Raw genomic sequence first — 12,587 nt, 5'->3', positions numbered from 1 at the left:
TTGTCCAGTGTCTCGTCCAGGGCGCGGCGGTTGCCCATGCCGGTGAGGCCGTCGGTCATGGCGGATTCCAGGGCCTCCTGGTAGCGCCATCCGTTGCGCAGGGGCTGGATGAGCACGCCGATGGCCTGCTCAATGAACATCAGTTCGTCATCCCGGAAGCGATCACGACGGTCCAGCCGCAGGGAGCCCAGTTCCTGGCCGCGCAGGGACAGATTGTAGCAGCAGTGATGGGGGCCGCCTGAGCCCAGCAGATAACCGAAGTCGCCGCCGCTGCGCGAGCGCCGGTAGGCCAGGGCAGCGAAGGGAACCACCTGGTTGAGCTCCTCGGCGAATATATCCAGCATGGCATTGAGGTCCAGTGTCTGATGCAGACGGCTGCACAGGACGGTAAGCCGGTTGCTGTTGTCCTGCCATTCATCGATGATCCGCACGTTCTCAGCGGCATCACGGGCCTGCTTCAGGTCAATGGGGCGGGCGTTGCCGGTTACCTTTTTCATGCCTTACTCCGGTTCCAGATCTCTGACAGGTCGTCGCAAGCGAAATCCGTGCCGATATCCCATAAAGCTTTAAAAACAGTAATCTGTAGCTCTTCCGATGAGCGTCAGGTAGTGGCGCTGGCCGTTGTGGCAAAAAAATGACGGCAGGCTGTGGCCGCGTGTCCCATTGTCGGGCTGTTGTGATATGATCCTCACGCTCACACAGGGAAGGGGTAGGTAGCCCACTATGCAATTCCAGGCGCCGGAAAGTCTCTCCGAACAGATTGCCCAGCATATCGGGCGCCAGATCATCACGGGTGCTCTGCGACCTGGTGAACGCATCCAGGAGCTCAAGGTGGCCGGGGAGCTGGACGTAAGCCGCGGATCGGTGCGCGAGGCGCTTCTGATTCTGGAGCGCCGACACCTCATCCGCATCTACCCGCGCAAAGGGGCTGTGGTCTCCGGCATGACACCGGAACTGGTGAACAGCCTCTATGACATCTACCTGAATCTGCTCGAGATGCTGGCCGACCGTTTCATGGCCCGGCGGACGGAAAACGATGAGCAGCCGCTGCTCCAGGCCATCCATCAGCTCTGTCGCCGTCTCAGTGGTGATCCGTCTGAGGTGGGTGAGGTGATTGATGGTGGACTGGAAGTGATGCGCCGGTGCTACCCCGTGGTGGCCAATCCCTATCTGGAGGAAACACTGGAGAACTTCCGGCCCGCGATCAGTCGCACCTATTACCTCGTGCTGGCGAATGATCCGGGGGAAATGCAGGTCTCGAGAACCTATTTCCAGCGCATCGCGGATCGCGTCGAGGCGGATGATCATCAGGGTGTGACCGAGGTGATCCGGGCCTTCGGGGAACACCAGCGTGAAGTGGCTCTCCAGGCGCTGGCCCGGGATGAATCGCTCACCGTCGAACCCGCCAGCTGAGCCGGTCGACCATGCGCCTGAAGTCCATCAAGCTCGCCGGCTTCAAATCCTTTGTTGAGCCCACCACGGTTCCCTTCCCCTCGAACATGACGGCGGTTGTGGGGCCGAACGGCTGCGGTAAGTCCAATATCATCGACGCTGTCCGCTGGGTCATGGGCGAGAGCTCGGCCAAGTACCTCCGTGGCGAGGCCATGAGTGACGTCATCTTCAACGGCTCAACCAGCCGCAAGCCCGTGGGCCAGGCCTCCATCGAGCTGGTGTTCGACAACAGCGATGGCACCGCCCCCGGCGAATACGGCCGCTTCAACGAGATCTCCGTCAAGCGCCGGGTCACGCGCGAAGGCCAGTCCGACTATTTCATGAACGGCGCCAAGTGCCGGCGCAGGGACATTACCGACCTGTTCCTGGGGACCGGCCTGGGACCGCGCAGCTACGCCATCATCGAGCAGGGCATGATCTCGCGCCTGATCGAGGCCAAGCCCGAGGAACTGCGCCACTACATTGAGGAAGCGGCGGGCATCTCGCGTTACAAGGAGCGCCGGCGCGAGACCGAGAACCGCATGCGCCGGACCCAGGAGAATATCGACCGCCTGACCGACCTGCGGGATGAGCTTGACCGCCAGCTCCAGCACCTCGAGAAGCAGGCTGAAGCCGCCGAGAAATACCGGGCCCTGAAGCAGGAGGAGCGCCAGAAGCAGGCCGAGCTGGCGGTGCTGCGCTGGCGTGATCTGGATTCGTCCCTGCAGGAGCATCGCAGGGCGATCAGCGAGGCTGAAACCGCCCAGGAAAAGGTGGTTACGGAACGCACCTCGCTGGAATCCGAACTGGAATCCCTGCGCCAGGAACACAGTGACCGCAGTGAGCGTTTCAACCAGGCCCAGGGCCGTTACTACGAGGCCGGTGCCGAGATCGCGCGTGTCGAGCAGAACCTGGAGAACCAGAAACGCAATGCCCGCCAGGCAGCTGATGATCTGGAACAGGCCCTGGCCAGCCGCAAGGAAGTAGCCCGGGAACTGGAGCAGGACCAGGAGCGGCTGGATTCGGTGGCCACGGAACTGTTGAACGTTGAGCCGGAACTGGAAACCGCCGAGGCTAAGGCCGAAGAGTACGGTGAACGGCTGGCCGAGGCGGAGAGCCGGATGCAGGACTGGCAGCAGCGCTGGGAGGACTTCAGCCAGCGTTCGGCGGATGACCGCCAGCAGGCGGAAGTGGGCCAGTCCCGGATCAAGGCCAGCGAGGACGCGCTGCTGAAACTCCGTGAGCGCCGCCAGCGGCTGGAGGAAGAGCGCGCAGCCCTGGATCACGACGACCGCTCTGGCGAGGAAGCCACGCTCGAGAACGAACGTGAGGAACAACAGGCCCGGGTTGAAGAGGCCCGGGAGCGGGTGGAAACCCATACCGAGCAGCTGGAGCGGGATCGCGAAGCGATTGAGCAGCTGGAGCCGGAGCTCAACGAGAAGCGCGGCCGCCTGCAGACACTGAACGGGCGTCTGGCCTCCGAGCAGGCGCTTCTGGAAGGGCAGCTGGGCGACAGTGATGAACGGCGCAGGGAGTGGATCAGCCAGCAGGGCTGGGACCAGGCCCGGCGGCTGGCCCAGACACTGGAGGTGAGCGAGGGCTGGGAAAAAGCGGTGGAAGCCGTACTTGGTCCACTGGCGCAGGCGCTGGTTCTGAACCCGGATGATTACGATGACGCTGTGCTCACGCAGGCCCCATCGGGACTGACCATTGTGCACACTTCCAGCACAGGTGCGGATGCAGGGCCGGGGACGCTGTTGGCGGAGGTCGGCCTTGGCGGGAGTGTTGCCGGTTGGCTGGATCGCGTCTGGTGCGCAAACGATCTCAATGATGCGCTTGCCCGTCGCGGCGCCCTGGCGGATGGCGAATCCCTGGTCACCCCGGGCGGGATCTGGATGGGCCCTGAATGGCTGCGCCTCCCGGATGACGGTGACGATGACACCGGTATCATCGAGCGCCAGAAGCGGGTTGAGGCGCTCGAAGAGGAATCCGCCTCACTGCAGGAAGCGGTGACCGAGGGGGAAGAACAGCTGCAGCAGTTGCGGGCCTCGCGTGATGAGACCGAGGCGGCGCTGGAGGAGGCCCGTGCGGCGCTGAGCGATGCGCGCGAATCCCTGTCCGCCACGGAATCCCGGCTCGAGGCCTTCCGCGCCCGCATGGAGCAGGTGCGTGAGCGGGCACGGCGGATCAGCGAGGACCTGGCGGATCTGGATGCCCAGGAAGCGGATGAGAACGAGCGCCTGGAAGAGGCCCGTGCCAGCTGGCAGGAAGCCATGGACCGCATGAATGAAAACGCGGACTGGAAGGAATCACTGCTCAGCGAACGCGACGATCTGCGGGCCAGGCTTGATGATGAGCGCCAGCAGGCGCGTCATGCCCGGGATCACCATCATCAGCTCCAGCTGCAGGTGCAGGACCTTAAGAACCGTAAGGAAGCCCTGGAACAGACCCTGGAGCGCATGAAGAGCCAGCAGGGGCGGCTGGACGAACGCATTGAGATTCAGCGCGAGACCCGGGAGAACGCCGAGGCCCCGATCCAGGACCTGGAGATGGAACTGGAAGGGCTTCTGGAGCGTCGCGTGCAGGAGGAAGAGAAGCTCAACGAGGCGCGTGAGGCCCTGGATGCCATCGATGAGCAGGTCCGGGACCGGGAGCAGCGCCGCGGCCAGGTGGAGCAGGACGTCCAGCAGGCGCGGGAGAAGCTCGAGAAGCTGCGCATGGATACTCAGGCTATTGAACTGCAGGCCCGCCAGTACCTGGAGCAGCTTGAGGAACTGGAGGTCAGCCGGGAGACCGTACAGGAAGGGCTTCCCGAGGACGCCTCCGCCGAGGCATGGCAGCAGGAGCTCACCCGCATCGGCAACCGCATCCAGCGCCTGGGCGCCATCAACCTGGCCGCCATCGACGAATACCGGGTGGCGAGCGAGCGCAAGACCTACCTGGACGAGCAGGATCAGGATCTGCAGGAGGCTCTGGAATCACTGGAGTCCGCCATCCGACGGATCGACCGCGAGACCCGCGCCCGCTTCCGTGAGACCTTTGACGCCATCAACCAGGGGCTTCAGAACCTGTTCCCGCGGGTCTTCGGTGGCGGCAGCGCGCACCTGGAGATGACCGGGGATGATCTTCTGGAAACCGGTGTGGCGATCATGGCTCGGCCCCCGGGCAAAAAGAACACCACCATCCATCTGCTTTCCGGCGGCGAGAAGGCACTGACCGCGATCGCGTTGGTGTTCTCCATCTTCCAGCTCAACCCGGCTCCCTTCTGCATGCTCGACGAGGTGGATGCGCCGTTGGACGATGCCAACGTCGGCCGCTACGCGAAGATGGTGAAGGAGATGAGCGAGCACGTTCAGTTCATCTACATCACCCACAACAAGATCTCCATGGAGCTCTCCAATCAGCTCATGGGTGTGACCATGCATGAACCCGGGGTTTCCCGGCTGGTCTCCGTGGATGTTGAGGAAGCGGCGGTCCTGGCTGACAGCTGATGAACAAGCCGCAATGCCCCGGCATTGTCTTGACCGGGGTCATTGCCTAAAGTGGCAGTCAAAACGGGCGCACCGGGATGCGCCGGGGGCACAACCCTTGAGGACAGATAGAGGATCATGAGTCTCAGAGAATGGCTGATCATCATTGGGGCGCTGCTGATCATCGGCGTGGTCGTTGACGGACTGCGGCGCATGCGCCGTGCCCGCCAGGACTCGCTGGAAATCCAGCGCGGCATGGGCGGAGACGGTATCGGGCAGACCCCGATTGACGATGGGTACAACCCGGAACTCCCCACCGGGGGCGCAAGGCCCGTCAGAAGCGCTGAGCCGAAAGCCGCAGAGCCCGACCCGGAGCCGGAACCGGCCCCCGAGCCTGAGCCCGAACCCGAACCGGAGCCCGCATGGGAGTCCGAACCCGCAGCGCACCAGGAGCCGGAGCAGCCCTCGGGCCCGGAGCGGGAAGATGACCCCCTGGCCGCCGTGGATGACGACGGCATTGTAGGCCCGGCCCGGGTCCGGGGTGAATCCGCCATCCGTGAACGCGCGGCGGAGGCGACCGATGTTGCCGGTGAAGCCGCCAGCCGCATCAGTGCCGGGGCCCGGGAGATCTGGAGCCGCATCCGTGATGGGGTGGCCCCGGAGGAGACGGAAAGCGGGGAAACGGATCCCGGCCACGCGACCTCGCAGCAGGAAGCGCCGGGGCCCGGCGAAACCTCCGGGGAACCGCCTGTTGCCGGAGCCAATCGGCCGGAAGCCGAAGAGGTGATCGTGGTCCATGCCCACTGCCGCGATGACGGGCAGTACAGTGGCGCGACGATCAAGCGTATCCTGGAAGCCTGCGGCATGGAGTACGGGGATCTCGGCATCTATCACCGGCACGAGGAATCGGATACCCGCACACCGGTCCAGTTCAGCGTCGCCAGCGCGGTATCGCCCGGCACCCTGACACCGGAGGAGATCGAGACCCTCGAAACCCCCGGGCTCAGCTTCTTCATGAGCCTGCCCGGCCCCAGCCAGCCGGTACAGGCGTTTGATTTCATGCTGGAGACCGCCAACACAGTCGTGCGTAACCTGGGTGGTGAGCTGCGTGATGAGCACCGCAGTGTCATGACCAGCCAGACGATTGAACACTGCCGCCAGCGCATTCGCGAGTTCGAACGCAAGCGCCGTTCCCCGGCCAGAGCCTGAGAGGATCGCCGCCCGTGACCCGGGAAGACAGCCCTGAACAGCGTATCGACGCCCTGCGGCGGGAAATCGATCATCACAACTACCGCTATTACGCGCTCGACGACCCCGAGGTCTCGGATGAGCACTATGACCGGCTCCTGCGGCAACTGCAGGAGCTGGAAACGCAGCATCCCGAGCTGGTAACCCCCGAGTCCCCGACACAGCGGGTGGGCGTGGCCCCGGAGTCCCTGTTCGCGGAAGCCCCCCATGAAACGCCCATGCTGTCCCTGGACAATGCCTTTGACGAGGACGAGCTCAGGGATTTTGACCGCAGGGTCCGGGAACGGCTGGGCCGGGATGAGCCAGTCGACTACGCCTGCGAGCCCAAGCTCGATGGCCTGGCAATCAGCCTTCTGTATCGCAATGGTGTGCTTCACCGTGCCGCCACCCGGGGCGATGGCTACACCGGGGAGGACATCACCGCCAATGTCCGCACCATCCGGGCCATCCCCCTGCAACTCTATGGCGATGACTACCCGGATGCCTTTGAGGTGCGGGGCGAGGCCTACATGCCCCTTGATGGGTTCGAACGCCTGAACCAGCAGCTGGCGGAGGCCGGGGAGAAGACCTTTGTTAACCCGCGCAATGCGGCTGCAGGCAGTCTTCGCAACAAGGATCCACGGGTGCCGGCACGGCGACCCCTGTCGTTCAGCGGCTACAGCGTGGACGTACCTGAGGAGGCCGGTCTTCCTGCCAGTCATTACGATCAGCTGCTCAAGCTGCGGGACTGGGGGTTTCGGATCGATCCTGGGATCCGTCTGGTCACTGGGATCGAGAACTGCATCACCTATTACCGGGAGATGCTCGAGAAGCGCGAATCACTGAACTACGAGATCGACGGCATTGTCTACAAGGTCAATGATCTGGCGCTGCAGGACCGGCTTGGCTTCGTCTCCCGGGCGCCACGCTGGGCCATCGCCACCAAGTTCCCTGCACACGAGGTCATGACCCGGGTGCGCGAAGTTGCCTTCCAGGTGGGGCGCACCGGTGCCATAACGCCGGTGGCGCGACTGGATCCGGTGTTTGTGGGAGGCGTGACCGTCAGCAACACCACCCTCCACAACATGGATGAGATTGAGCGCCTTGGGCTGCGAGAGGGTGACTGGGTGATGATCCGCCGGGCCGGCGATGTGATTCCCCAGGTAGTGCGTGTTCTTACCGAGAAACGGCCTGATGACACCCATGTGATTGGACTGCCGGAGGCCTGCCCGGAATGCGGTTCCGCCATTGAGCAGCCAGAGGATGAAGCTGTGGCGCGCTGCACGGGCGGTCTGTTCTGTCCGGCCCAGCGCAAGGAGGCCATCCGGCACTACGCCTCCCGCCGCGCCCTGGACATCGAGGGGCTGGGGGAGCAGTGGGTCAACGTGCTGGTGGACGAAGGCATGGTTGAAACCGTGGCGGATCTCTATCACCTGAAGACCCAGGATCTGACCCGGCTCGAGCGCATGGGTGAAAAATCCGCCTCCAATCTGGTGAATGCCATTGCCGACAGTCGCGAGCCTGATCTGGACCGGCTGATCTATGCCCTGGGTATCCGGGAGGTGGGTGAGGCCACCGCACGGGGGCTGGCCCGGTATTTCGGTGAGCTGGACGCCCTCATGGAAGCCGATGAGGAACAGCTCCAGGAGATCGAGGATGTGGGGCCGGTGGTGGCCGGCCATATCCGCAGCTTCTTTGCCGAGCCCCATAACCGCGAAATCATCCAGCGGCTGCGTGAGGCGGGCGTGAGCTATCGGGCACCGGCACGGGTGGACGATTCGGAATCGCCCTTTTCGGGTACCACCGTGGTGGTGACCGGAACACTGGAGCGGTATTCCCGGGATCAGGCGCGGGCTGCTCTGGAAGCCCGTGGCGCGAAGGTGGCCGGCAGTGTTTCCAGCAACACCGACTACCTGGTGGCGGGCGAGGGCGGTGGCTCCAAGCTCAGCAAGGCCCGCCAGCAGGGTGTATCCATCCTTGATGAAGCAACCTTCCTGGAGTGGCTCGGCGAAGCGTGACTGTGTCACAGAATCGTCAGCCGCCCCCTGAATCTGAGAACCAGTACGGATCCGCCTTATGGCGGATCCCCTACCATGGACGACGTTTCGAGACCCGACGGCCCCCGACCCGGGAGAATGTCATCCGTGAGTTTGAGCACGAACGCTGTTCCAGTGCGCCGTTCCCTTCAGGCGCTGCTTCTGGCCCTGCCACTGCTGCTGATGGGCTGTGGGGATACCAGTAATTCCCCGGAGGATCCGCGGATTCTCGGCTTTCCGCCCCAGGTGGCCTATCTGGGCGTGGACTACAATTACAACTTCGGCGCCGTGGGCGGCGACAATCTCCTCAACTATTCGCTGGTCAACAACCCCTCCTGGCTGGCCCTGGAAGCGACCACCAACAAGGCCCGCAAGGGCATCGTCCTGAGAGGCGTTCCCGGTATTACTGGTGGGCGTGAAGGCGAGGACGACCTGGGGCAGTACGACAGCATCCGTATCGCCACCAATGACGGCAACCTGATCGGGGACAGCGAGTTCAGCGTCGAGGTCCGGCACAATCCGCTCGAAGTGGTTTCCGGTACGGTGACCGAAGGGGAGCCCTATGAGCCTGAGGTGAGTAAGGATTCGGATGAGGTCTGCGGGATTCCGGACATGAGCGTGAGCCCGGATGTGACCGTCAATCACCAGAAACTGGTTACCGGGGATCAAGCGGTAACGGGGCCTGGCGACTATGACAGTGGTTCCAGGGAGTACCAGACCTATCGCTCCCTGATCCGGGTGGATCTGGGGCAACCCTCGGTCGAGCCGGTTTCGGTGCGGTTCCGCATCCAGGGGCAGGAGACGTGTGACTCAGCGGATGCGGAGGAACTGCCCTGTGAGTATGAGGGTGGCAATCAGGGGCGGGCCCTCTACGGAGAGGACCTGGTCCTGGATGGCAACACCCGCTACGGGTCCGGGTTCCCGGAGCCTCCTGACTACATCGAGTACCTCAATGAAGACGAGACAGGCGGGACCGGTCTGCTTCATTTTGAAGCCGGGCAGACCACCTGCTTTATCCCGGTCTGGGTGCATGATGACAACCTCGCCGAGAACACGGAATCCTTCGACGTAGAGCTGGAGGAGGTCACAGAGGGTATTGCCGCTCTCGACCAGGACGGCGCAGTGCGTACCCGGAGCATTCCGGTCGAGGATGAGACGCCAACGGCGGATTTTGAGGCGGAGAGTATCACCGTCAGTGAAAACGGGGGGCGGGAGGTAACGGCCACGCTGAATCGTTCCAATGACACCGGTGAAACGCTTTACGCGGCAATTGAAGTAGTGGAGGTCACTGATGGTCCTTCCTGGCAGGTGGATCTCTGCCCTGAGCAGGGGAGCACCGACTGCGTCACGGCTAGTAAGACCACCAACAATGGCTCGCTGGTTATTGCGTTTGATCCGGGAAGTGATGAGACGACTTTCTACGTGCAGGCGTCGACCAGTTCTGATGCCCCTCTCAAAGAGGAAATCATGCGGGAGCTTCAGTTTGACCAGAGCTTCCAGTACGGCCGCGAATTCGCGGCGGCGGTCACGGATAGCACTGTCGAGACCTATATTAGCGAATGGCCCGATGATGTGACGCAGAGTGAGCTTGGGTTCTCTGTTGATAGCTTGGTTGCCGGAGCCCTGGGGGAGGTCTATGTCGCGGGCGTTGACAGCTCCAGCGCGATCCGTCTTCAGAGCATCAACCGGCTTGGCAATCCCGATGTGAGTGGGGGTACGCAGAGTGATGTCGTGGCCCTTGGGGAAAACAGTGGTGTGGACAGTGGTGGCTGGCCCCAGACGTCGGACGCAATCCAGCTGGCCTTTGCGGGCGAGAATACTGGCACGACCGGCTCCCCACAGGTCACCCGCTATCTTGGTGTGGCTTATCCAACGGCTTCCGATAAGGGGATGGTGAAGCTTTTCCGCTCCACAATTTCCACGGGCGATTCCGATGATGACGGTAACGACGAGACGGTTCGCTCTAAAGAAGCCGAGGAGTTCCTCTGGCAGATGAACCCTGTTGCTGACGGGGTATGGGACCAGAAGGTGTTGGATGTGAACCAGGATGGAACCCTCTACGCGGGCGCTCTTGATAATGATTCTGTGCGCGTGACGCGCATTGATACCGGCGAGGAGGGTGACCCTGCGGAACCCGTTGCAGACCCGGCCTGGACGGAAAATCTGGAGGCCACCGACCCGCTGCTCAACGGGCTCTTTGACACCGACACAGCCGGCATCGTGGCTTTGGGAAGCGACAAGGGCGCGGTTGATCCCGGTACCAACATCGGCGGTGAGGACTTCTATCTGTTTTCGCGCAATGCAGATGGTGGCGCCGTGAATGAGCGGGTCCAGTTCGGTACGGAGGGGGACGACAGGGCTGATCTTGCTGGGGCGGATGGAAACCGCTTCTGGCTGGCCGGCAACGAGGGTGGTCCCTATCAGGAGGATGGCTCAGGGGATTTTGAGGAAGACACGGACGGTTCCGCCGGGCCTTTCCTGATTGTCGTCAACAGCAACGGTAACGTGCAGGGAGCGATCCATCCGGACATTCCTGAAGATCAGAATTGGCAGGTCAGTAACATTCAGGCCCTTGCGGTCTCCGGGGATGACGCCTTCATCGCCGGGCAGACCGGGGATGACAGGGCCTACCTGATGGGCCTGCGTTACACTGGTTCCCAGTCCGGGGATGAACCATCGATTGAGCAGCGCTGGAGTGGCATTGTCGATGGTGCGAACGGGATCGTGGACATGGATAACTATCGTGACCGCAAGCTCTATCTGGTGCTGGAAACTGATGCCGGCCAGATGATCCGACCTTACGATCAGGTCGGCAATCCGCTGACGCAATAAGCTCCCACCTGATCAGATGGTGGTATGCAGGTGGTGCCCGTCTGCATAGAGGCGCAAGAAGTCCGTACCCGTGACAATGCCCGCCGGCTGGTTGTTGTGGTTGATCACCAGCGCAGCGCTGAGTTCATGGCTGAGCATCTGCTGGGCCAGATGGTGGGCATCCGTCTCCGGGGTGACGGTTATGAAGGAGGGAAGCTCGCAACCGGACAGGGGCGCATTATCGTCCATGCCTTGCCGGACCTGTCGCAGCACCCAGGTTTCATCGATCAGGCCCGCCACTTCCCCGGCATCCGTGGTCACCACCAGGTGATGGACCAGATGCTGGGCCATGGCATCCAGAGCCATTCGCAGAGGTGCTTTGGCACTGATGGTGTGGAGCGCCTGGGATGCAAGCCGGCTTGAAGGGAGGTAGGGAGACTCCGCATCCCCTTCACCGCTGGACTCCTCCTGGTACTCCTGCAGGGCGCGACGGACCTCGGGTTTACCCTGGAATCGGGCCGGTTCCTCGGGCTGCTCCGTATTCGATGCCGTCCGGCGGATGGCATCGGTTTCGTCTGTGCCCTGGACACGCCTCGCCCGCAGCGCCTCGGGCAGGCGGGTGCCGACCGGGCGGCCGGGTTCTGCGATGTGAATGGCCATTGAGTCGCCCCCATTGATCCGTTTCCAAAGGTTATCGGCCGGTTCACGGAAAATTCAAGGAACCAGCGCTAACTCCTGGCGAATCGTTGAGGGCTCACACGTTGTGCCGTGTCCGCTGGAAGGGGGGATGGGGTGCCTGAAACAAGGGCCGCGAGATGCGCCGCGAGCAGGGGGGCGTACATCAGACCCTTGCCGCCCAGGCCGGCAAGTACAAACCGGCCATTGAGCTGACCTGCCACAGGCATATGGTCCGGGGTGGTGCTCCGAAAGCCAACCCAGTGTCCGGAGCCCCGGTTCCCTTCCAGCTGGTTTGCAAGTGTCGGAAGCCAGTGGCCCAGGTTCTCAAGGTTGGCCTGATCGCTGAGGGGATCGGGTGTTTCCAGGTCGGAATCCCGGTCGAAGGTGGCACCCACACACAGCCGGCCACTGAATGGAGGCAGCGCATAACCTGCCCCGGCCAACGCTACATGGGGAGTGGATAAGAGGGTGGGCAGGGTGGTGAGCTGCCCTCTGATACGGCCCAGAGGCAGATCCGGTGCCCACTCGGTGGTTTGGGCTCCCGTGGCGACAATCAGGGTCGACGCCTCAAGGGTCTCTCCTTCCGGAAGGGCTACCTGCCAGGAATCCGCGCTGGCCTGAATCCGGTTCCCGTCCGCGGCTGCGGTGATCGTGCGTATCATCGGATGGCCGAGTGCGGCCTGGCGGAGCGCATCCACGCGTATATGCCCTCCGCCAGGGAACCAGAGCCCGGGTATCTCGAGCTCAAGCCCGCTCAGCAGCGAGGCCCGGTCACTGTCGACCGGTTCCAGGAAGTCCGGATCCCACTGGTTGCGGGCCAGGAGTTTCTGTTGCCGTTGCTGCTCCCTTTGGTTCCAGGCTAGGCTCAGTGTCCCGGTTGGTGACCAGAAATCGATCCCCGGATGCTGTGTCTGGAGGTGGGGGTAGAATTCCG

Annotated in this window: 7 protein-coding genes and 1 pseudogene; 5 read left to right on the top strand and 3 right to left on the bottom strand. The window is 63.0% G+C overall.

What is annotated here, in order from left to right; translation table 11 throughout:
* Positions 1-497 (bottom strand): annotated as a pseudogene (locus QZ501_RS12625) (hypothetical protein); the annotation flags it as partial.
* Positions 498-723: 226 nt separating this feature from the next.
* Here QZ501_RS12625 and QZ501_RS12620 point away from each other — a divergent pair.
* From QZ501_RS12620 to QZ501_RS12600, 5 genes are all read left to right on the top strand, one after another.
* Positions 724-1,413 carry a GntR family transcriptional regulator gene (locus tag QZ501_RS12620; RefSeq protein WP_151440507.1) on the top strand — a complete coding sequence of 230 codons (690 nt, stop codon included), beginning with the start codon at positions 724-726 and terminating at the stop codon, positions 1,411-1,413.
* 11 nt (positions 1,414-1,424) lie between these two features.
* Positions 1,425-4,922, top strand: coding sequence for a chromosome segregation protein SMC (gene smc, locus QZ501_RS12615; RefSeq protein WP_295719943.1), 3,498 nt, complete (start codon positions 1,425-1,427; stop codon positions 4,920-4,922).
* 117 nt (positions 4,923-5,039) lie between these two features.
* On the top strand, positions 5,040-6,110 hold the full coding sequence (zipA, locus tag QZ501_RS12610) for a cell division protein ZipA (RefSeq protein WP_295719941.1): 1,071 nt from the start codon (positions 5,040-5,042) through the stop codon (positions 6,108-6,110).
* 14 nt (positions 6,111-6,124) lie between these two features.
* Positions 6,125-8,146 carry an NAD-dependent DNA ligase LigA gene (gene ligA / locus QZ501_RS12605; RefSeq protein WP_295719939.1) on the top strand — a complete coding sequence of 674 codons (2,022 nt, stop codon included), beginning with the start codon at positions 6,125-6,127 and terminating at the stop codon, positions 8,144-8,146.
* 126 nt (positions 8,147-8,272) lie between these two features.
* Entirely contained in the window at positions 8,273-10,996 is a 2,724-nt protein-coding gene (locus QZ501_RS12600; RefSeq protein WP_295719936.1) for a hypothetical protein, read from the top strand.
* 12 nt (positions 10,997-11,008) lie between these two features.
* On the opposite strand, the gene QZ501_RS12595 is transcribed toward QZ501_RS12600, so the two are convergent.
* Positions 11,009-11,635 (bottom strand): CBS domain-containing protein, encoded by a 627-nt coding sequence (locus tag QZ501_RS12595; protein ID WP_295719934.1) that lies wholly within the window; start codon positions 11,633-11,635, stop codon positions 11,009-11,011.
* A gap of 68 nt (positions 11,636-11,703) precedes the next feature.
* The coding region (locus QZ501_RS12590) for an FAD-dependent oxidoreductase (protein WP_295719931.1) at positions 11,704-12,587 on the bottom strand (884 nt) is incomplete at its 5' end.

Origin of the sequence: uncultured Halovibrio sp., from assembly GCF_913056445.1 — a bacterium.
GTDB classification, from domain to species: domain Bacteria; phylum Pseudomonadota; class Gammaproteobacteria; order Pseudomonadales; family Oleiphilaceae; genus Halospina; species Halospina utahensis_B.
Note: the sequence above shows the minus strand (reverse complement) of the source record. Positions and strands in the feature narration are given on the sequence as shown.